Origin of the sequence: Pseudomonas syringae (assembly GCF_000737245.1) — a bacterium.
Lineage (GTDB): Bacteria > Pseudomonadota > Gammaproteobacteria > Pseudomonadales > Pseudomonadaceae > Aquipseudomonas > Aquipseudomonas syringae_J.
Genome location: NZ_JPQU01000036.1, coordinates 57,194 through 77,840 on the forward strand (window position 1 = coordinate 57,194; position 20,647 = coordinate 77,840).

20 protein-coding genes and 2 pseudogenes are annotated in these 20,647 nt (G+C 58.4%); 8 read left to right on the forward strand and 14 right to left on the reverse strand.

All coding sequences use genetic code 11. The features are described from left to right. Window positions 1–392: 392 nt before the first annotated feature. Together IV01_RS27495 and IV01_RS11940 are read left to right on the forward strand one after the other, a co-directional pair. Window positions 393–1,418 (forward strand): annotated as a pseudogene (locus IV01_RS27495) (methyl-accepting chemotaxis protein); the annotation flags it as partial. A gap of 258 nt (window positions 1,419–1,676) precedes the next feature. Beyond that, on the forward strand, window positions 1,677–3,149 hold the full coding sequence (locus tag IV01_RS11940) for a T6SS phospholipase effector Tle1-like catalytic domain-containing protein (RefSeq protein WP_050507602.1): 1,473 nt from the start codon (window positions 1,677–1,679) through the stop codon (window positions 3,147–3,149). Window positions 3,150–3,209: 60 nt separating this feature from the next. Here the strand turns inward: IV01_RS11940 and IV01_RS11935 are convergent, their stop codons facing one another. Both IV01_RS11935 and IV01_RS27065 read right to left on the reverse strand, forming a co-directional pair. Then, window positions 3,210–3,449: a DUF2789 domain-containing protein gene (locus IV01_RS11935; RefSeq protein WP_032628808.1), complete on the reverse strand. Its 240-nt coding sequence runs from the start codon at window positions 3,447–3,449 to the stop codon at window positions 3,210–3,212. 200 nt (window positions 3,450–3,649) lie between these two features. After that, on the reverse strand, window positions 3,650–3,880 hold the full coding sequence (locus IV01_RS27065; RefSeq protein WP_080290308.1) for a hypothetical protein: 231 nt from the start codon (window positions 3,878–3,880) through the stop codon (window positions 3,650–3,652). A 449-nt stretch (window positions 3,881–4,329) separates the two neighbouring features. Between IV01_RS27065 and IV01_RS11925 the strand changes: the two genes are divergently transcribed. Beyond that, window positions 4,330–4,797: a hypothetical protein gene (locus IV01_RS11925; protein ID WP_032628849.1), complete on the forward strand. Its 468-nt coding sequence runs from the start codon at window positions 4,330–4,332 to the stop codon at window positions 4,795–4,797. Window positions 4,798–4,816: 19 nt separating this feature from the next. On the opposite strand, the gene IV01_RS11920 is transcribed toward IV01_RS11925, so the two are convergent. From IV01_RS11920 to IV01_RS11890, 7 genes are all read right to left on the reverse strand, one after another. Then, window positions 4,817–5,194, reverse strand: coding sequence for a Na+/H+ antiporter subunit G (locus IV01_RS11920; protein ID WP_032628812.1), 378 nt, complete (start codon window positions 5,192–5,194; stop codon window positions 4,817–4,819). Beyond that, window positions 5,191–5,469, reverse strand: coding sequence for a K+/H+ antiporter subunit F (locus tag IV01_RS11915; protein ID WP_032628815.1), 279 nt, complete (start codon window positions 5,467–5,469; stop codon window positions 5,191–5,193). The genes IV01_RS11920 and IV01_RS11915 overlap by 4 nt, the downstream gene beginning before the upstream one ends. Continuing rightward, window positions 5,466–5,954 carry a Na+/H+ antiporter subunit E gene (locus tag IV01_RS11910; RefSeq protein WP_032628817.1) on the reverse strand — a complete coding sequence of 163 codons (489 nt, stop codon included), beginning with the start codon at window positions 5,952–5,954 and terminating at the stop codon, window positions 5,466–5,468. The genes IV01_RS11915 and IV01_RS11910 overlap by 4 nt, the downstream gene beginning before the upstream one ends. Next, window positions 5,951–7,636, reverse strand: a complete 1,686-nt coding sequence (locus IV01_RS11905) for a monovalent cation/H+ antiporter subunit D (RefSeq protein ID WP_032628819.1) — start codon at window positions 7,634–7,636, stop codon at window positions 5,951–5,953. The genes IV01_RS11910 and IV01_RS11905 overlap by 4 nt, the downstream gene beginning before the upstream one ends. Next, on the reverse strand, window positions 7,633–7,977 hold the full coding sequence (locus IV01_RS11900) for a Na+/H+ antiporter subunit C (RefSeq protein ID WP_032628821.1): 345 nt from the start codon (window positions 7,975–7,977) through the stop codon (window positions 7,633–7,635). Before IV01_RS11900 ends, IV01_RS11905 begins: the two co-directional genes overlap by 4 nt. Beyond that, complete coding sequence (locus IV01_RS11895) at window positions 7,977–10,919, reverse strand: monovalent cation/H+ antiporter subunit A (protein ID WP_032628823.1); 2,943 nt, start codon at window positions 10,917–10,919, stop codon at window positions 7,977–7,979. Before IV01_RS11895 ends, IV01_RS11900 begins: the two co-directional genes overlap by 1 nt. A 140-nt stretch (window positions 10,920–11,059) precedes the next feature. Continuing rightward, a complete protein-coding gene (locus IV01_RS11890) occupies window positions 11,060–11,995 on the reverse strand; it encodes a DMT family transporter (RefSeq protein WP_032628824.1) in 936 nt (311 codons plus the stop codon). A 90-nt stretch (window positions 11,996–12,085) separates the two neighbouring features. Between IV01_RS11890 and IV01_RS11885 the strand changes: the two genes are divergently transcribed. Together IV01_RS11885 and IV01_RS11880 are read left to right on the forward strand one after the other, a co-directional pair. Further along, the gene (locus IV01_RS11885; RefSeq protein ID WP_032628826.1) at window positions 12,086–12,649 is read left to right on the forward strand and encodes a helix-turn-helix domain-containing protein; all 564 of its coding nucleotides are present in this window, start codon (window positions 12,086–12,088) and stop codon (window positions 12,647–12,649) included. Between the two features lie 221 nt (window positions 12,650–12,870). Further along, the gene (locus tag IV01_RS11880; protein ID WP_032628828.1) at window positions 12,871–14,301 is read left to right on the forward strand and encodes an FAD/NAD(P)-binding protein; all 1,431 of its coding nucleotides are present in this window, start codon (window positions 12,871–12,873) and stop codon (window positions 14,299–14,301) included. 116 nt (window positions 14,302–14,417) lie between these two features. Here IV01_RS11880 and soxR read toward each other — a convergent pair whose 3' ends face one another. Further along, window positions 14,418–14,879: a redox-sensitive transcriptional activator SoxR gene (gene soxR / locus IV01_RS11875; protein ID WP_032628829.1), complete on the reverse strand. Its 462-nt coding sequence runs from the start codon at window positions 14,877–14,879 to the stop codon at window positions 14,418–14,420. A gap of 104 nt (window positions 14,880–14,983) precedes the next feature. On the opposite strand from soxR, the gene IV01_RS11870 reads away from it, so the two are divergent. Next, window positions 14,984–15,319 carry a hypothetical protein gene (locus IV01_RS11870; protein ID WP_032628831.1) on the forward strand — a complete coding sequence of 112 codons (336 nt, stop codon included), beginning with the start codon at window positions 14,984–14,986 and terminating at the stop codon, window positions 15,317–15,319. A gap of 14 nt (window positions 15,320–15,333) precedes the next feature. Here IV01_RS11870 and IV01_RS11865 read toward each other — a convergent pair whose 3' ends face one another. Together IV01_RS11865 and ssuD are read right to left on the reverse strand one after the other, a co-directional pair. Further along, complete coding sequence (locus IV01_RS11865; protein WP_032628832.1) at window positions 15,334–16,431, reverse strand: sigma-54 interaction domain-containing protein; 1,098 nt, start codon at window positions 16,429–16,431, stop codon at window positions 15,334–15,336. Window positions 16,432–16,605: 174 nt separating this feature from the next. Beyond that, window positions 16,606–17,741: pseudogene (ssuD, locus tag IV01_RS0125125) on the reverse strand (FMNH2-dependent alkanesulfonate monooxygenase). A gap of 272 nt (window positions 17,742–18,013) precedes the next feature. On the opposite strand from ssuD, the gene IV01_RS11860 reads away from it, so the two are divergent. Continuing rightward, window positions 18,014–18,916: a Ku protein gene (locus IV01_RS11860; protein ID WP_032628834.1), complete on the forward strand. Its 903-nt coding sequence runs from the start codon at window positions 18,014–18,016 to the stop codon at window positions 18,914–18,916. A gap of 165 nt (window positions 18,917–19,081) precedes the next feature. Here the strand turns inward: IV01_RS11860 and IV01_RS11855 are convergent, their stop codons facing one another. Together IV01_RS11855 and IV01_RS27070 are read right to left on the reverse strand one after the other, a co-directional pair. After that, window positions 19,082–19,381: a hypothetical protein gene (locus IV01_RS11855; RefSeq protein WP_032628835.1), complete on the reverse strand. Its 300-nt coding sequence runs from the start codon at window positions 19,379–19,381 to the stop codon at window positions 19,082–19,084. Between the two features lie 172 nt (window positions 19,382–19,553). After that, window positions 19,554–19,706, reverse strand: coding sequence for a hypothetical protein (locus IV01_RS27070; protein WP_229636123.1), 153 nt, complete (start codon window positions 19,704–19,706; stop codon window positions 19,554–19,556). Here IV01_RS27070 and IV01_RS11850 point away from each other — a divergent pair. Then, window positions 19,705–20,523 (forward strand): aldo/keto reductase, encoded by an 819-nt coding sequence (locus IV01_RS11850; protein WP_032628836.1) that lies wholly within the window; start codon window positions 19,705–19,707, stop codon window positions 20,521–20,523. The two genes, IV01_RS27070 and IV01_RS11850, sit on opposite strands and share 2 nt — an antisense overlap. Window positions 20,524–20,647 lie beyond the last annotated feature (124 nt).

Consider the following 20,647-nt stretch of genomic DNA (forward strand, 5'->3'; position numbering starts at 1 on the left):
TTCCATCGCGACCTGCTGCACCCCCCGCAGAGCAAGGCGATGGCGGTATCAGCCGGCTGACCCGCGATTTGTCCCGCACGACCAGCCACAACGCCTTGTCGGCAGCTGCAGTGGCGTTTTCCGTTAAACAACTGGCCGGTAAAGTGCAATCACAGCTGGGCGCAGCAGAACAGATCGTCAGCAGCGCCGACGTGATGATCGCTACCGAGCACCAGACCGCGCAATTGAGTCAGCTGGCGCTGGCTGCATCAGCCGAAGCCCGGCAGCGCAGTGATGAGGGCCTTGGCGTCCTGGGCGAGTCCATCAGCCGTATGCACGTGCTCAGCAAACGTGCCGTCGACAGTCGCCAATTGATTGAAGCCCTGAGCCAGCGGAGCGAGGAAATTCAGCAAGTCGCCCTGGTCATCCAGTCGATTGCCAGCCAGACCAACCTGCTGGCGCTCAACGCCGCTATTGAAGCGGCGAGGGCGGGGGAGCATGGACGCGGCTTTGCGGTGGTGGCCGATGAGGTGCGTGGCCTTGCAGGGCGTACCGCCAGTGCGACGCAAGAGGTCGGGCAAATGGTGGCCGACATCCAGCAGCGCACGGGCCAGGTAGTGGAGCAGATTCGCCAGCTCTCGGCGGATCTGGATACCGGTGTGGAGCAGGTTGAACTCACTGGTCAGCATTTGCAGAACATTGCTCGCCTGACGGCCGGGGTGGAAACCCAGGTCAGCGAAATTGCTCAGGGCGCCGAGACCAATCAGCAGCAGCTGGCGGGTCTATTCGTGGCTGTCCAGCAGATGCGCAGCGATCTGGCGATCAGCGATGAGCAGACCCGTAAACTGGCACAGGCCGCCATGCAGATGGAAGGTCAGGCAGAAACCATCAGCGAGCGTCTGGCCGAAGTTGGCCTGGATGATTACCACCAGCGTATCTACGACCTTGCCCGCTCAGGCGCGAGCCAGATTGCCGCCAGGTTTGAGCTGGATATCGATGAACGCAAGATTGCCATTGATGACCTGTTTGATCGTCGTTATCAGCCAGTGGCCAATACCAGTCCAGCCAAGTTCCAGACTCGCTTCGATCGTTATACCGATCAGGTTCTACCGGGTATTCAGGAACCCTTGCTGTCGCAACACGACGGCCTGGTGTTTGCCATCGCCTGCACACCTGACGGCTACGTTCCCACGCATAACACGGCTTTCAGCAATCCGCCGACCGGTGATATGAGTGTCGATATGGTGCGCAGTCGCAGTAAGCGCAAGTTCGACGACCGCACCGGCATTCGCTGTGGCAGTCACCAGAAGGCTGTACTGTTGCAAACCTATACCCGTGACACCGGCGAGCTGATGCACGATCTCTCAGTGCCCATCATGGTCAAAGGTCGTCATTGGGGCGGTCTGCGTCTGGGCTATAAACCGCAAGTTAAGGCTTGATTGCAACCTGATGTTCGGGCTTCGAGTCGGGTAAAAATAACAATTCGATTGTTATACATGCGTTTAATTGATGGGGGCGGGGCGGGGGTGTACTTGTAGTATTTATATGTATTTTGTCCTCAAGGTCTGTGGGATAAGTCTGAAAGTCTTGTCCCTAACTTGACGAACGTATATCGCTGAGCAAGCTGCAGATATCAATGAAATTTATTGAATCAAAAGCAGCTGGCTTAACAGCTGCGCCAATCGGCGGATATACGAATGAAAAATACATGGAAAGTAGACGAAGCAAGAGTGCAAGCCAGCACTGCACGGCTGGAAGTCACGGTGCGGATCGGCATATTCTTCGACGGAACGGGGAACAATCGATTCAATACTCAGATCGCAGCGGATTGCCGCGCCATGAGTGAAGTCAATGCTGGCAAGCATATCTCGGAGTGCAAGGGTCGGCATGATGACCCGTCGAGTAGCTACAGCAATGATTTCAGCAATGTGGCGCTACTGGCAAAGCTCTACCGATGCCAGCCGGTGGCGAGTAACAACGGGACGGGGCTCAAGGTTTACTGGCCGGTTTATGTCAGCGGGATAGGCACAACGTCGGGACGCAGGGATTCGCTTTTGTCGGGGCAAAGTTTTGGCCGGGGCGCAACCGGTGTGATTGCCAAAGTCGGCCATGCTTTCAAGAAACTGGGCGCCCGCCTGGAAAACTTTGCCAGTGAAAATCCCGGCTGCGTGATTAATCGTCTGGAGCTGGATGTATTTGGCTTCAGCCGTGGCGCTGCTGCGGCCCGGCACTTTGTCAATGAAGTGCTCAAAAAGGATAAAGGCATACTTGAAGCAACACTCAACCGACGATGCGTGCCCCTGAGCCCGAGCTTTTCCTGGAGCAACGGCGGTGTCAAAGTGAAGGTGATCGGTTTATTCGACACGGTTGCTGCCGTCGGCAGTATCAGAGACATGGGAAGCGTCAACGACGCGAATAATGACCGGGTCAACCTCTACCTGCCGCCGGGGTGTGCAGAGCAAGTGTTGCATCTGGTCGCCCGGGATGAAGAGCGGCGTAATTTTGCGCTGAACAGTATTACGCCCCCTTGGACTCGAGAAATAGCGTTGCCCGGTTCTCATTCCGATATCGGCGGGGGTTATCACCCGCAAATGCTGGAGCGCGTACTGATCACACGGCCGCGCTGGAGTGTAGTGACGGGCGACGAGCCATGGGAATCGACCTCGGCGTGGCAAGACACCTTTGCCGAAATGCAGGCCATGCAGTCTGACCTCTGGTTTGACAGCGCGGATCCCCATGCTTCGCTTTCGGTGGCGTGTGAGGCACGCTCGCCAAAAGCGGGTCGTAACAGATTCGGAGGCGCGTCGGTCATGGCCGCGGTCTGTCTGCAGCGCCAGGTGTTCGGGCATCTTTCGAGAGTCAATCTTAGGGTCATGCATGCACTGGCCTGCGATGAGGGTGTGCCTTTCCTGCCGGTGCCCATCAGCCAGGAGCTGATGTTGCATCCTGAGTTACACGTCATCGCTCAGAAATTGATCGCCTATGCCAGAGGAGCGCCGTATGCCCTTGATCCTCGCGAGGAGCGGCTATTACGCCACCGTTACATCCATCGCTCAGCTCACTGGAGTGCGCTGATCGGCAATCGCCGCAATCTGGCGGATGCCTGGTTTGTCCATGCACCGCAACAAGGTGGGCGAGTATTGCACCCCAATAGTGCCATTGCGGGATAGTCTTCTGCAGCGCGCTACAGCTTGTTTGCAACGGCCTGAAGATTCAGGCCGTTGAACTTGTCACTCTGCAGGCTTGTGCAGCAGCACATTCAACTCATCAACAACCGGTGCCCACTCGGCGTCTTCGCGCAGCTCCTCCTTGAGGAAGTTCGCCTGCTGTGGTGTCCAGAAATCAGCATCGATCAGTTTTACGTCCTCTGGCAACGAATGGGCTGCGACGAACGCATCAATACTCTCATCGTCCGAGGCGAGACCCAGCTGTTCGAACAGGGTGGCGAGGGTGGGTGTAGTCAATTCCATGGTAGCTCCTGGGTGCGGGACCCGATTGTGGTTTACACGCTACAAGCCGCGTAAAGCATCAGAGCATGGGTGGGGCGCAGAGTTCGGTGTAGATATCCATTGCCGCTGTTACCGCAGCAATGGACATGTACACCAAAGGATGCCGTGCACCTATGCTTGTACCGCGATAAGGTCACGCCAATTGATCAGCTGCCGACTATCTAAAGATTCAAACCCCCAGCATCCACAGCATTCTTCAACTCTTGAGCCTGTTCCCTGCCAGCTTGAGCGGCAAGTTCGGCGGTCTTGAACCAGCGGTCCTTCTCTACCTGGTGATAACTGACAGGAACACCGGGCTGTTTGGCGCGCATGACGATGACAGCCTGAAACTCACCCTCTACCTCTCTGCATTCACCCCAGACAAAAAACTCGCCAATATCAAATTCAGTCACTACTACCTTCCCCTGGATGAAAACTGGCTTCTGACCGGAGCATGCAACACCGTGTCAGGCTTTTTTGATTTGCGCGAGTATGGCAGTTGTTGATGCTCATCGGCATGATTTAGTACTCAACGGCGTAGGAAACTAGCCATGAGTTGTGCACCAGAAGGCGGCATTGTTGTCAGAATTGGCGATGACTGCCGCTACGGACGAAAGGCATATAGGCGGCAGGCCCTGGCACCCGGTAGAATCTCTTTTGTGCCAGCGCTGATTGCGTATCGCGTTTCCGGCATCGTCGACTTCTCTTCACACATGACTTCCCCGAACAACCGGCGTGGTGATGCAGTCTGCCTGCATTGGGTTGTATCTGGCTGTATGTGTTCAAGAGGGGCGTAACGGCAGTCCACTTTCGATCGTCCGCCTTGTCGGGCGAAATCATATTCAGGTTGGGGGTTTGCACTTTGGCAGTAAGTAATCTGGAGACGCACGCGTTGTTCGTGCTGGGTGACCTGCGAGCCAAGTTGGTCAAGCAGTTCCAGTCTCGCTTTGTGTACGTATGCGAGCAATCGGCTGAAGACATTTACATCGCCGAAATCGATACCGAGACAGCACTGGTGGTGGATGACAAGCCACGCCTTGAGCTCAAGGTGGGCGATCATTTTCGCGCTGCGGTATTGCCCAGCCGTGAAGGTGGGAAGTTCGAGATCAAGTTCCGGGATATCAAGATAACGGTGTATGGCCTGGGCGAATACGCTTATGTCGACATACCCGAAGGCCATGGCATCGTGTTCAAGGAAGGCCAGGGCATCATGATGGTCTTTGCCGCCCATGAGCAGTTGCAGGGCGGGCTGACCAAAACATTGAAAACCGCGACCACCAAAGCCGCCAAGTGGCGCAAGGGCGAGCTGACGTTCAAGGCCAGCGAGTAAGCGGGATCAGGCAGCTGTTTCAGCTGCCGCCCGAATCCCCCTGACCGTTACCACTGCTCACTTCTGGCGGGACATCGTCACCGGCCATACGCTTGCGAAACAGCCCCGTACGGGCCAGTAGCAAGGTGGTCACCGGGACGGTGATCGAGAGGAGGATCGGGATCAGCCAGGCGTGTATCACAGGCTCTGACTTGAGCGCCGAGAAATAGATAATCGACGCCAGCGCTACGCACCAGGCTCCCAGCGTCGAAGCCAGTGCGGGCGGATGCATGCGCTGGAAAAACTCTTTCATGCGTAGGATGCCCAGCGCGCCGGTCAGCACGAACAGGCTGCTGATAATTAGCAGGGCGGCGGTCAGAATCTCTACCCAGAACGGCAGGACCTCGGACGAATTCATTCGATCACTTCTCCGCGCAACAGGAATTTAGCCAGGGCAAACGAGCCGACAAAGCCGAACAAGGCGATCAGCAGGGCGGCCTCGAAGTAGGTGTCACTGGCGTAGCGGATGCCCAGCACCAGCATCATCAACATGGCGATGATGTACAGATAATCCAGCGCCAGAACCCGGTCCTGAGCCGAAGGGCCTTTGAGCAGGCGCACCAGAGTCAGGACCATGGCGAGGGCGAAGATCAGCAGGCTGGCCAGAATGGCGTTGCTGAGCAAGGCAGTCATTCGAAAATCTCCATCAGCGGGCGTTCGTAGGTGTGCTTGAAGTGCTCAATGAATTGCGCCTCGTCTGCAAGATCGAACACGTGCATCAGCAAGACGCTGCGATCCAGTGCCAGTTCGGACCACACGGTGCCAGGTATCACTGTGGTGATCATTGAGAGCGCCGCCAGTCCATTGGCGTCACGCAAGTCCAATGGCACTTTGACGAACGCCGAGCGGGGTGGATGACGTCTGGCGGTCCAGACGGTCCAGGCCACGGCCAGGTTGGAAATCACCACCTCCTTACCCACCAGCAAGAACAGTCGCAGGATGACCGCCGGGTTGCGGATGCTCACAGGCAAAGGACGCAGCGGCGCCATCAGTAATGGCGCTAGAAAGCCCAGCAGCACGGCGAGCAGCAGGTTGCCTGGACTCAGTGAAAGGTTCAGCACCAGCCACAGCACCGCCAGTGCCACGGAAAACCAGGGAGCGGGAAAATAACGTTTCATGGCTGCACCGCCGAAACTCCGGTATCACTGACAGGCCCTGGCAGCGGCCGGGTCGCCATGACTGACTGGATATATTGCTTGGGTTCATGCAACGCCGCCGCCGTGTCGCGGGTGTAGCGCAGCAGCGGTTCGGCCTGAAAGGTCAGCGTGATGCACAGGCCCAGCAGAATCACGATGGGCAGACACTCATAGCGCCGCAGCAGCGGAGAAGGGCGCTCCTGTGGCGTCCAGAAGCGTTTGATCCCCACCCTGGAAAATGTCAGCAGTGAGGCCATACCCGAGAAAATCAGCAGGCCGACCAGCATCCAGCCTTGGCTGGAGATGGGTTCGTCCTGCGCAACATCGAGTCCCAACGGATTGAGCAGCGCACTGAGCAAGCTCAGTTTGCCGATGAAGCCGGAGAGCGGCGGCATGCCGATGATCAGCAGGGCGCAAATGATGAAGCTCAAGCCCAGGAAGGCCATGGTCATGGGGATGACCTGGCCAACCACGGCTTTCTGCTCATCGTCCAGATTGGTGCCCGGTGGCGGGTTCAAGGATTCCATCGTGCGCGGCAGCTGGTCTGGGTCATCATCCATTGCCATGTCATTGACAGAGCGTGAGCGTTCGATCAATTCAGCCAGCAGGAACATGGCACTCAACGCCAGGGTGGAGCTGACCAGATAGAACAGCGCGCCAGCGGTCAGGCTGGGTTGGGCAAAACCGATTGCTGACAGCAGGATGCCCGCCGACACCAGAATGCTCAGGCTGGCCATGCGTTCCAGACGTTGCGCCGCCAGGATCGCCACTGCTGCGGTGGCGATGGTCGCCATGCCGCCGTAAATCAGCCAGTCAGCGCCGAAGAACGCGGATGGACCTGCCTGCACCGAAAACAGCAGCGTCCAGAGCCGCAGCAGGGTATAGAAGCCAACCTTGGTCATGATGGCGAACATCGCCGCAACCGGCGCACTCGCGGCGGAATAGGCCGGAGCAAGCCAGAAATTCAGCGGCCACATGCCCGCCTTGGTCAGAAAGGCCACGGCCAGAATGGCGGCCCCCGCATGCAGCAAACCCAGATCAGCTTCAGGCACCTGAGGAATCTTGATCGCCAGATCCGCCATGTTCAGCGTACCGGTGACTCCATAAATCAGCGCCGCGCCGATCAGAAACAGCGAAGAAGCCAGCAAGTTGATCGCAATGTAATGCAAACCCGCCGAGACTCTGGCGCGTCCGGAGCCGTGCAGCATCAAACCGTAGGACGCCGCCAGCATCACTTCAAAGAAGACGAACAGGTTGAACAGGTCGGCGGTGAGGAACGCGCCATACAAGCCCATCAGTTGGATCTGGAACAGTGCGTGGAAGCTGGCGCCGGCGCGATCCCAGCGAGCCAGTGCGAACAGTAACGCGCAGACCCCGACGATGCCGGTCAGCACCAGCATCATCGCCGACAGGTGATCCACCACCAGCACAATGCCGAACGGCACTTCCCAGTTGCCGGGCAAGTACACGCCAATTGAACCCGTGGTGCCAGTTGTCTGCACCCACATGAACAAGGTGATGGAAATCCCCAGCCCGAGGATGCTGGACCACAGATTGATTTGCGCCTTGAGCGGGCGATGTTTTTCGCCGATCCACAGCATGATCGCGGCCGTCAGCAATGGCAGCAGGATCGGCGCAACGATCAGTTGATTCATCCACGTCATTCTTTGGGCTCCCGGCCGTCTACATGGTCGGTGCCGGTCAGACCCCGGGAAGCCAGCAGCAGTACGAGAAACAATGCGGTCATGGCAAAGCTGATGACAATGGCAGTGAGTACCAATGCCTGAGGCAACGGGTCGGTGTAGTGCAGCAGATCCTGTGGCACGCCGTCTTTGATGATCGGTTCACGGCCGATAAACAGGCTGCCCATACTGAAAATGAACAGGTTCACGCCATAGGACAGCAAGCACAGGCCCATGACGACCTGAAAGGTTCGCGGCCGCAGGATCAACCACACGCCGGAGGCGGCCAGTACTCCGATGGCGATTGCGATGACTTCTTCCATCAGCTGGCTCCTTTTTCGGCCATGAGTTCGGCTATGGGGGTTGGCACTGGCTTGGGCAGTGACGTCGGGCGATGGCTACGGACCGACTGGTGCGCCAGGGCCGTAAGGATCAGCAGGGTTGAGCCCACGACCACTGCATAGACGCCAACATCAAAGAACAAGGCGCTGGCCACGTGGATATCGCCCAACACTGGCAGAGCGAAATGCGCGGTGTGGGTGGTCATGAACGGATAGCCGAAGAACATCGAGCCCAGCCCGGTGCCGATGGCGAACAACAGCCCGGTGCCCATCCAGCGCAGCGGGCGCAGTCGCATCTGGGCTTCGACCCACTGGGTGCCCGCGACCATGTATTGCAGAATGAACGCCACCGACATTACAAGGCCGGCGACAAAGCCGCCGCCCGGCTGATTGTGGCCGCGCATGAACAGATACATGGAAACCACCACCGCAATCGGCAGCAGCAAGCGAACCAGCACCGCCGGTACCATCATGAAGCCCAGTGCCGTGTCGCTGGCGCTGCGCGGGTTGACCAGATCGGTGACCACATCCCTCGCCAGCAGACGTTGCTGGGCGGGCAGTGCGATGCTTTCTTTAGGCGGACGGAAGCGTCGCAGCAGCGCAAACACCGTCAGTGCCACCGCGGCCAGCACGGTGATCTCGCCGAAGGTATCAAAACCGCGGAAGTCCACCAGCATCACATTGACCACGTTGCTGCCGCCGCCTTCGGGTATGGCCCGGCTGAGGTAGAACGACGATATGGTGTTGGGTGTCGCGCGAGTCAGCATCGCGTAGGACAGCAATGCCATGCCGCCGCCCACCAGGATCGACAGGATCAGATCGCGAACCCGGCGAGTTCTGGCGCGCAGGCGCGTACTGACCGAGGGCATCACATCTTCGTTGCGTCGCGGCAGCCAGCGCAGGCCCAGCAGGATCAGCACCGAAGTGACCACTTCGACCACCAACTGAGTCAGGGCCAGATCCGGGGCGGAGAACCAGACAAACGTCACACAGGTCATCAACCCGCAGACGCTGACCATGATCACCGCCGCCAGCCGGTGATACTTACCCTGCCAGGCGGCACCCAACGCACAGGCAATAGCGATAATCCACAAGGTCACGAACACGCCGGAACCCGGGATCTTCGGTCGATCGCCCCAAGTCAGGCCGCTGAAGTACATCGGAATGAAACCGCCAATCAGTGCAGCGAGCACCACGAGGAACAACTGGGGCTGCAAGCGCCCGGTGCTGATATTCCTTTCGAGTCGTCGCGCCCAGCGGGTCAGCAAGATCAGCGAACGCTCAAAGAAGCGCTTGCCATTGAGGCGATTCACCAGCGGCGGCCCAGCGAAGCGATGCTGCTTAAAGGGCTGGCGCAGCAGCAGATACAAGAGAATGCCGCCTGCCATGGCGATCAGGCTCATGATCATCGGCGCATTCCAGCCGTGCCAGACCGCGAGACTGTACTCAGGCAGCATGCCGCCGACCACAGGCTGAGCCGCGGCTGCCAGCAAGGGGGCAACGGACTGCGCCGGGAAAATCCCGACAATCACACAGGCAATCACCAGGAACTCGACCGGGGCGCGCATCCAGCGGGGCGGCTCATGGGGGGTATGGGGCAGGTCAGTCGCTTTAGGGCCGAAAAATACGTCCGCGGTGAAGCGCAGGGAGTAGGCGACGCTGAAGGTCCCGGCAATGGTCGCGATCACCGGCAGTGCCATTTCGACCCAGGCCGATGACGAAATAAACACTGTTTCCGCGAAGAACATTTCCTTGGACAGGAAGCCGTTGAGCAGCGGAACCCCGGCCATGGACGCGCTGGCAACCATCGCCAGCGTTGCCGTATAGGGCATCAGCTTGATCAGTCCGCTGAGTTTGCGAATGTCTCGAGTGCCGCTTTCGTGGTCGATGATCCCGGCCGCCATGAACAGCGAAGCCTTGAACGTCGCATGGTTAAGGATGTGAAACACCGCAGCGACCGCGGCCAGAGGGCTGTTCAGGCCCAGCAGCAGGGTAATCAGGCCGAGATGGCTGATGGTCGAGTAGGCGAGAAGGCCTTTGAGGTCATTCTGGAAAATCGCGGCATAGGCCCCAATGATCAGCGTGCACGCACCCGCGCCACTGACCATCCAGAACCATTGCTCGGTACCGGACAAGGCCGGCCAGAATCGCGCCAGTAAAAACACGCCGGCCTTGACCATGGTCGCCGAGTGCAAGTAGGCGGATACCGGCGTTGGTGCCGCCATGGCGTGGGGCAGCCAGAAATGGAACGGGAACTGCGCGCTCTTGCTCAAGGCACCAATCAGAATCAGGGTCAGTAATACCGGGTACAAAGCATGGGCACGGATCGCTTCACCGGACGCCAGAACCCGATCCAGGTCGTAACTGCCCACCACATGCCCCAGCAGCATTACCCCCACCAGCAACGCCAGGCCACCTGTACCGGTAACCATCAACGCCATGTAAGCGCCGCGGCGCGCATCAGCCCGGTGGTGCCAATAGCCAATCAACAGGAACGAGAAAACGCTGGTCAGCTCCCAGAAGAACACCATCTGGATCAGATTGCCGGAGATCACCAGTCCGAGCATTGCGCCCATGAAGGCCAGGAAGAAGGCGAAAAACCTCGGTACCGGATCATCAGGCGACATGTAATAACGGGCGTAGAGCGCAACCAACGCGCCGATGCCCAGCACTAGCATGGAAAACAGCCAGGCAAAGCCGTCCATGCGCAGGACGAAATTGAGTCCCAGGCTGGGCAGCCAGAAATATTCTTCGCGAATCACCCCGCCGTCGACAATCTGCGGGTACCACAAGGCAACCTGAATTGCACCGGTCACGGCCACAAGGCCTGCGAGAATGGATTCAGCGTTACGCGCATTGTGCGGCAAAAAAGCCGCTAGACAGCTGCCGATGAAAGGCAGAAGCAGTAGAACTATCAGGGACATAGGCTTCTAATCTGCAGAGAAATGTCAAGGATCATACGTGCTGGGCTGTTGATCACCAACCGCCAAGGTGTCGCAGAATCCTACAGACCTTGTCGGAACAAGCTTGGTTCTCTGTAGTTAAGCGCTGTTTTGGTTTGTCGTCAGTCTGCTTCTTTAAACGCTTGGGGGTCTTCTTTACTGGATTCCACAGTCTCTTCAGCGAGTTTACGGCGGCCCTTCATTTCGCTGACGATCACCCCGGCCACGATTAACGCGGCGCCCAATAACGCGATGCCCGGCAGGCGTTCTCCCGCAAGGCGACCAACAATCCCGGCCCATACCGGTTCACCGGCATAAATGACTGTGGCACGGGTTGGTGAGACGGTTTTCTGCGCCCAGTTCATAGCCACCTGAATCACCGCGCTCATCGCCCCTAAGCCGACGGCGGTAATCACCAGCAGCCAGGAGAAGTCCGGCAACTGTTCCCCGGTGGGCACGATCATCAGAAACGACAGCAGCGAAGCGGTCGCCAACTGAATCACTGTTACCCGGCGCACGTCCACCTTGCCCGCATAAGCGCTGATCAGAATGATTTCAGCGGCGATTGCGACCGCGCTCACCACCGTGGCAATTTCTCCTGAGCTGAACTGCAAGGCGGCACCTTCGGGACCTGCCACCAGCATCAGTCCGGCAAACGCCAGACCAATGCCCAGGCTTGGCATCAACCCCGGCCGACGGCCCAGCACCAGCCACTGCAACAGCGGCACGAATGGGACATAGAGCGCCGTGATGAAGGCCGATTGACTGCTGGGGATGGTTTGCAGGCCGATGGTCTGCAAGCCGTAACCGAGCATGATGGCTGCGCCGATGCCGACCCCGGCCTTCATTTCCAGCAAGGTAAACCCGCGCAGAACCTTGATCGAGCACAAGGCAACGAAGATTGCTGCGGCGGCAAAGCGCAGACCGACGAAAAACATCGGCCCGCTGACCGTCATCGCATGCTGCACGATCAGAAAAGTACCGCCCCACAGGACTGTGATAAAAATCAGAACGGCTTCGGCTTTACTGACGCGGGGCGTTATGGAGTTAGACTTCATACTTCTCACTGGCTTTAGCGTGTGTCAAACGAGCGCACGGTATCGAAAGCTGGGCAGTATACTGCGCAATTGTTTTGAGAGAGATAAATATTGAGCAATGACAATTTGCAGCGTGCGCCAGTGTTGCAGCACGTCAGCCAGAATGTGCGCCGCTTGCGTAACGCGCTGGACATGAGCCAGACCGCCTTGGCGGAAAAGTCCGGCGTCAGTCGACGGATGCTGGTGGCGATTGAAGCCGGAGAAAAGAACGTCAGCCTCGCCACTCTCGATCGGGTCGCCGAAGCGCTGGAAGTCGCGTTCAGTGACCTGATCCAGGCTCCCGATCATCGCGATTCCAGCCGCATCAATGAAGTGGCCTGGGCGGGTTCGATCCCTGGCAGCCGCGCCGTCTTGCTGGCCAAGGCCACGGCCCGCCGCGAGGTGGAGCTATGGGAGTTCAGCCTGGAGCCGGGGGAGGCCTACGCTTCCGAAGCCGACCCAGATGGCTGGAGCGAGCAGGTGTATGTGGTGGAAGGTCATCTGACGGTCAATTTGCCGGAAAAAGTCCACCAGGTCGGCCCCGGCGGGTTTTTCATGTTTGCCAGTAACCAGGCCCACAGTTATGAAAATCAGGGTGAAGTGAGCGTGCGCTTTGTGCGTAATGTGGTGTTGTAAAGTGTTGCTGCGTATGCGCGGATCGACCGGATGGTGACCTCCCGGCTGAAGCCGGTCCTTCGGGACCAACTAATCCCCGTGGGAGCGAATTCATTCGCGAATGCGGAGTGTCAGGCACTGATGCTTTGGAGGTCCTATCGCTTCGCGAATGAATTCGCTCCCACAAAAATACACTCCATTTCAGCCAGTCATTTCGTGTTTGACAGGAGCGCTTCCCGACCATGAATCCCACACATGCCCCACAAACCGAGAACGCCGACATCCTGATCGTCGGCGGCGGCCTCAGCGGCAGCATGCTGGCTGTGCAACTTCTGCGCCTGCCCGGCAAGCGGCGCATTCTGATTATCGAGCCGCGCGCCGAGTTGGGCAGGGGCGAGGCCTATAGCGCCACGGAGCTGGGGCACACCCTCAACGGCAACGCTGCACGCATGAGTGTTGATCCGGACAACGCCGATGACCTGACTCAATGGCTGACCGACTTTATCGCCGCAGGTGGCTGGCCTGAGGCTCATGAGCAAGACGTGCCGGTCGCCGAGTTGTTTCCACCCCGTGGCCTGTTTGGCGTGTATGTGCAGCAGCGCCTCGCTGAAGCTCGGGCGATAGGTGTCACGCGAGGCTCCAGCGCCGGGCATGTGCAGGGCGAGGTGGTGGATCTTCAGGTCAATGACGCCAGTGTGAACATCAAATTGGGTGATGGGCAGACGCTGCACGGGCAATTTGCCGTATTGGCCACGGGCATGTACGCCGCCTCCCGTACTCCCCAGCGCCAGTCCAGCGGGCTGAATGCGGCCGCCGTTGATCCGTGGAATGTCGCTGCGATGCGCGAACTGGATCCGCAGGCCCGGGTGTTGATCATCGGTTCCGGGTTGACCATGGTCGATGCCGTGGTCTCGTTGCAGCAGGCGGGGCATCGCGGCCCGGTGGACATATTCTCCCGGCATGGATTGCTGCCCCATGTTCGTCGCCAGCCACCCGCCTGGGCGGATTTCCTTGGCGAGGATCACAGCATCCGCAGCACCCGGCAATTGCTGCGCGCAGTGCGCGAGCAATGCCAGTTGGCAATTGAGCGCGGCATCGACTGGCAAGCACCACTGGATACCGTACGCGTCAACATCGGCCGTTTGTGGAACCAGGCTTCAGATGTGCAGCGTCGTCAGTTCGTGCGTCACGTGCGGCCGTGGTGGGAAAGTCATCACCATCGTTCGCCACCCCTGAGCGCTGCGCTGCTTGCCCGGTTGATCGAAGAGGGACGGGTTACGATTCATGCCGCGTCATTGCAGAGCTTCGAAATCTTGCCGTCGGGCCAACTGCAGATCCGCATTCGTCGCCGGGGTGAAACGCTATCGACAACGGTGGTTGGCGATGCGTTGATCAACTCCACCGGCATCGAGTACGACTGGCGACGAGTTGACCGGCCACTGCCCAAGCAACTGCTGGAGCGGGGTTTGATTCAGCCCGGGCCACTGGCGCTGGGTATCGCCGCTGATCCGGGAGGCGCGGTGCTCGATGCCCAGGGCCAGGTTTCAGACCGGCTATTCGCCATGGGGCCGCCGTTGCGTGGCATGTGGTGGGAAAGCACCGCCGTGACCGACGTGGCGCTGCAGGCCAAGGCGCTGGCGATGAGATTGGCAAGTGTCTCCACCGATAGGTGACCCTGTAGGAGCGCGCTTGCCCGCGATGGCGGTATGTCCGCGAAAATTATGTTTCCTGACCTGACGCTATCGCGGGCAAGCGCGCTCCTACTGGTCATATACGCTGTGTCGAAAAATCACGAGTCCAACAACACCGCCCCCGACCCCTGCTCACTCAACTGATCCCCCCAATTGCGCAGCGGGCAAGCCTGCATCGACAGACATCCGCAACCTATGCAGCCCGTCAACTGATCGCGCAGTTCCGTCAGGCGGGCGATGCGTTCGTCCAGATCGGTTTTCCACGTCGCTGACAGTTTGTTCCAGTCTGCCGCTGTCGGCGTTCGGTTCTCGGGCAGGGTTTGCAGGGCGGCGTGGATATTGGCAAGCGGTATGCCCAGACGCTGGGCGACCTTGATCAGTGCGACCCTGCGCAGCATTTCCCTGGGGTAGCGGCGCTGATTGCCGGCGTTACGCTGGCTGCTGATAAGCCCCTTGGTTTCATAAAAATGCAAGGCCGTGACTGTCACGCCACTGCGTGCTGCCAGTTGACCGACACTCAATTGCTGAGCGGGATGGGCCGTTTTAGTGTTGTTTGCCATGCTGTTTTCCGAAGCGACCACTTGACCTAAAGTTAAGTAGAGGTTTTACCCTGCGAGCCTTCGGAAATGCAACACCCGAATGGAACAGTCACTGGAGGTTAGTCATGGGGTCAGCACACGCGCATCGCGGGTTTAATCAGTTGGTTGAATTCGTCGTCAATCCTGGTCAGCAAAGTCAGCTAGTGACGGCATTGATCGAGCAGATCGAGCGCCATACGTGCACCTATCCCGGATTCATCAGCGCCAGCGTTGAAGCCAGCGACGACGGCGCCAGAGTGCTTGAGCAGATTCTCTGGAAATCCAGAAAAACCAGCGAACAGGCAATGCTCAATGCCGAATCCGGGCCGCAGCATTTCACTGCAATGCTTTTCCAACATGGCGTCAAGGCTGTGACTTTCCGTACGTTTCAGGTGGCCGGGAACATCAGTCCCAGAGTTTGAAGGAGCCTGATCGCTCAGACCGAGACTTTCATCACACGGTCACCTTGTACATTCTCCCCGGCGCGTCGCTTGTTCACCGCCAGCTCGCCAATTCTGATCAGGTGCGTGCGAGTGACGTTTCGGGTCAGGCCCAGCAGGGCGGCGGTGTGCACCTGATTGCCGTGGCTGAAATGATAGGCCGCACGCAACAAGGCATCCTCTACTTTCTCGTGCAGTGCGCCGGCCTGTTCTTCGAACAGTTTGTGGAAGGCGCGTTGCAGCAGGGTCTCTGCGCTTTCATCGCTCGCATACAAGTCGTCGCGATCGATGCGCAGATTGGAGAGGCGCAAGTCGTCACGCTGGATCACGCCATCGCGGCAGATCAGCAAAGTGTGGTGTATGACGTTTTCCAGTTCGCGGATATTGCCCGGCCAACTGTACTGATTGAGTTTTTGCTCGGCCTCGGCAGTGATGCGAATCGCACCGTAACCCAGGCGCTGACTGTAAACAGCGATGAAGTGACGGACCAGCGGCAGGATGTCGCCAGGCCGCTCGCGCAACGGCTGCAGTTCCAGATTGACAACGTCCAGTCGGTAATAAAGGTCTTCGCGAAAGTGCCCTGCGTTGATCGCTTTTTCCAGTTGCACATTGGTGGCAGCCAGGACCCGTACATTGATGGGAATGCTTTTGCGCGAGCCCAGACGTACGACTTCCCGCTCCTGAAGTACGCGCAACAGTTTGACCTGAATCGGCATGGGCAGATCACCGATTTCGTCCAGAAACAGCGTGCCGCCGTTGGCTTCCTCGAACCATCCCGCCTTAGCGCCTACGGCCCCGGTAAAGGCCCCTTTTTCATGGCCGAAAAGTTCGGCTTCCACTAATGACTCTGAGAACGCCCCGCAATTGACCGCTACAAAAGGTTGATCGCGACGTTCGCTCAGGCTGTGAATGTGCCGTGCCACCAGCTCTTTGCCGGTACCAGTTTCACCAATGATCAGCACGCTGGCATCGCTGGGCGCGACCTGCTTGAGGTGCGCGAGCAACGCTCTGGATTTGGGGTCCTCGAACACCTGGGCGGTGGCGCGAATCGAAGTCGCCAGCGCGGGGGTGGGGGGGAGGGTCAGTAGCTGCATGGGGTCACTTCTTATTAAATGGAATCAGGTCTTGAAACTCACACAAGCCATCTGAATAAACGGGGTTCTGTGGGAGCCGAGCTTGCTCGCGAAAGGGCCGGTACAGACGCCGCACCTTTCTAGACTGAAACATCGTCTTCGCGAGCAAGCTCGCTCCCACCCGGCTCCCACGCATCAGCGCTGCGGCGGCAAATCGTTGGCGATCATTTCCCCGAACGGTCCGGTGAGGTTGGTGATGCCGCGCCCGGCCAGGCTGCGGTACGGCTCCGGCAGCAGGGGGAAGACCAGTTCGGCGAAGCGATAGGCTTCCTCAAGGTGCGGATAGCCGGAAAAGATGAAGCTCTCGATGCCCAGGTCGGCGTATTCCTTGATGCGCGCAGCGACTTCCTGAGGGTTGCCCACCAGCGCGGTCCCGGCACCGCCACGGACCAGACCCACACCTGCCCAGAGATTCGGGGCAATTTCCAGATTGTCACGGCGGCCGTCGTGGAGGGCGGCCATGCGCCGCTGGCCTTCGGAGTCGAAGCGGGAGAAAGATTTCTGCGCAGACGCGATGGTTTCGTCGCTGATGTGCTCGATCAAGGTGTCGGCGGCTTTCCAGGCTTCCTCGCTGGTTTCGCGCACGATCACGTGCAACCGGATCCCGAACTTCACCGTGCGACCTTTGCGGCGGCACGTTCGCGCACATCGGCAAGTTTTTCGGCGACCGCCGCGGGTGGCTCGCCCCATGTCAGATACACATCCACCTGATCAGCCGCCAGCTCATGGGCTGCCTCAGATGAGCCACTGAAATACAGCGGCGGATAGGGCTTCTGAATCGGTGGATACAGTGCCTTGGCGTTTTGCACACGCAAATGCTTGCCTTCAAAATCCACGGCTTCGCCTTGCAATACGCGACGCCAGATCCGCAGAAATTCATCAGTGACTTCATAGCGTTCGCTGTGATCAAGAAAGCTGCCATCGCCACGGTTTTCGTCAGGATCACCGCCCGTGACCACATTGATCAGCAGACGCCCACCGGACAGTCGATCCAGGGTTGCCGCCATGCGAGCTGACACCGTCGGGGAAATAATGCCCGGCCGAATCGCCACTAGATACTTCAATTTTTCGGTCAACGGCACCAGCGCCGAGGCGATCACCCAAGAGTCCTCACAAAAGCGGCCGGTGGGAATAAGGACACCGTGGTACCCAAGATCGTCTGCGGCCTGCGCCACTTGCTTGAGGTAATTCAAGGTCACCGGGCGGGCGCCTTTGCTGGTGCCCAGATAATGACCATCGCCGTGAGTGGGAAGAAACCAGAAAACATCCATGAAAAATCCTTGAGCCTGTTAGGGCACTGGTGCGTGTGTTGAATGGCTGTTGCGCAGCCAGCAAGTGCCCACTGTTATAAAGGCTAGGAGTTATTCCTCAAAAGAACGTATATCAATATTTTTATAGCTTAATTGCATATATGCGCGAAGTGGGTGCCCAAAGTTCTCTGTTGGATGGCTCTCGATTTGAGCACCGTCACTCCGTCATCTCGTCGAAACTTTCCCCCCGTCCCCCCGGTCACTTTCATACAACTCAGACAGGGAATCAGGCGATGGCTAGGGCAATCTGGAAGGGCGCGATCAGTTTTGGGCTGGTGCATATCCCCGTCGCGCTGGTGTCGGCGACGTCGTCCCAAGGCGTGGATTTTGACTGGCTGGACAAGCGCAGCATGGATCCTGTGGGGTACAAACGGATCAACAAGGTGACCGGCAAGGAGATGACCAAGGAGAATATCGTCAAGGGTGTGCAATACGAGAAAGGTCGATACGTCGTTCTCAGTGAGGAAGAAATCCGCGCCGCGCATCCCAAATCAACACAGACTATCGAAATCTTTGGCTTCGTCGACAGTCAGCAGATCCCTCTGCAAAACATCGAAACTCCTTACTACTTGGCACCGGATAAACGCGGCGAAAAGGTTTATGCGCTGCTGCGCGAAACCCTGGTACAGACCAAAAAAGTCGCCTTGGCCAACGTGGTATTGCATACCCGTCAGCACTTGGCGGCGGTGATGCCGCTGGAGTCGGCGATGGTGTTGGTCTTGTTGCGCTGGCCCGCAGAGGTTCGCGGTCTGGACACCCTTGAGCTGACCGAAGCGGTAACCGACGTGAAGCTCAACAAAAGCGAGCTGACCATGGCCAAGCGTCTGGTCGAAGACATGAGTGCCGACTGGTCGCCTGACGAGTACCGCGACACCTTCCAGGAGCAGATCATGCACCTGGTGGAAACCAAGGCTAAGGAAGGCAAGATCGAGAATGTCGAGACGGAAACCGACGAAGGCGAACGCAAAAGTGCCGATGTCATCGACCTTACCGAGCTGCTTAAACGTAGCCTGGCGGGTAAAGGATCAGTCAGCAAAAAACCGGTAAAACCGGCGGCTGCCAGCAAGACCGAAGCGGAGAAAGCCCCTGCCAAACGCCGCGCTCCGCCACGCAAGAAGACCACCAAGGCGTCCTGAGGTTTTGAATCGATTTCAGGTTTACCCGGTTTCCAGCGGCGGAAGCCGGATCCGTTGGAGCGAATTCATTCGTGAAAGCGTTTTATCAGGCATAGGTATTTTTCCCGCCTAACGCTTCGCGGATGAATTCGCTCCGACACAAGGCGCTCCAGCGCCGATTGCCTGCTATTGATGAGTATCCACATCCTCAGCCGGATAAAACTCGCCCTCCATGCCCATTTTTTCGAGGCGCTCACGCACTATGACTTCGACGTTGGCAACGGCGGCTTGATCATCAGGGTTGACCAGTTGCAGGCACAGGCGGCGGGCATTCTGATCGTGAGTGCCTTCGCTCATCATGTCGTGGCTGAACACCTGTTCGCCACGCCACAGGCAGAGCTGGGTATGGGTCCCCCCAAGCCATATCTCATTGATTGATCTAAGGTCAGTGGTAGCCAGCTGATCTACGGTGATCGTCTTGTCCATTGCGGTGTGCCTTTGAGTGAGTCGTTACAGGTCAGACGTACCGACGCAAGCGGTCGTTCCACCCTTGTGACCTCCAATCACCCCAACGGTTGTGAACCGGCCCGGCAAATCAGGGTCGATCAATCATTAGTCGCAAAGGGCTCGCACGAACAGGCAAGGGGAACTCCATGACTCACCCGGCTGTTTTTACACGCAGACGAATACTCACTCTGGCTGCTGGCGTCTCTGCAGTTTTCACTCTCGACTCGGCCGCCGCACAGGCCAGGCCGCCCACCATCCCCTCGCCGACTGCGCCGTCGGTATTGGGCACAGGAGGCAAGACCATGCTGACTCGGGCCATTCCTTCCAGCAACGAGCCACTCCCTGTGGTCGGGCTGGGGACTTATCGCGGTTTTGATGTCGCGACCTCCAGTGCCGCCTATAAAAATCTGCCCGGCGTGCTGGATGCTCTTTTCGAGAAGGGCGGCACGGTGATCGACAGCTCGCCCATGTACGGTCGTGCGGAGCAGACCACCGGCGAATTGCTCTCTATCCACAAGCCTCGCTCGCCCGCGTTCCTCGCCACCAAAGTCTGGACCAGAGGGCGCAAGGAAGGTATTGAGCAGATGGAGCAGTCATTCAAGCTGCTGCAAACCGACCGCATCGATCTGATGCAGATCCATAACCTGCTGGACTGGAAAACCCATCTGCCGACGCTGCGCAAGTGGAAAGAGGAAGGGCGCATCCGCTACGTCGGCATCACGCACTACACCTCATCGGCTTACGATGACGTCGAAGCGGTGCTCAAGGCTGAGCAGATGGATTTTCTGCAGATCAACTATGCGCTGGACGACCGGGCGGTGGAGAAGCGCATTCTGCCGCTGTGCCGTGAAAGGGGGGTGGCGGTGATCTGCAATCGACCGTTTGGCGGTGGCGGGCTGCTGGGTCGATTGAAAGACAAGCCGTTACCGGGCTGGGCCGCACAGGTCCAGGTCAATAGTTGGGCCCAGCTGGCGCTGAAATTTCTGCTGGCCCACCCGGCTGTCACCTGCGTGATCCCCGGGACTGGTAACCCGCGCTACATGCTGGATAACGCAGGCGCGGGTTTTGGGCCGATGCTGACTGATGCACAGCGTGAGCAGCTGATTGATTTGGTGGGGTGAGGGTTCCCACTCAATATCTGCGCTGACCTTATCGCGGGCAAGCACCGCTCCCACATTTAGATCGTAATTATGAAGTGCGCCCCAAAAGTTGGACACCCGTCCAACCTCTGGGGTGTTTTTCATG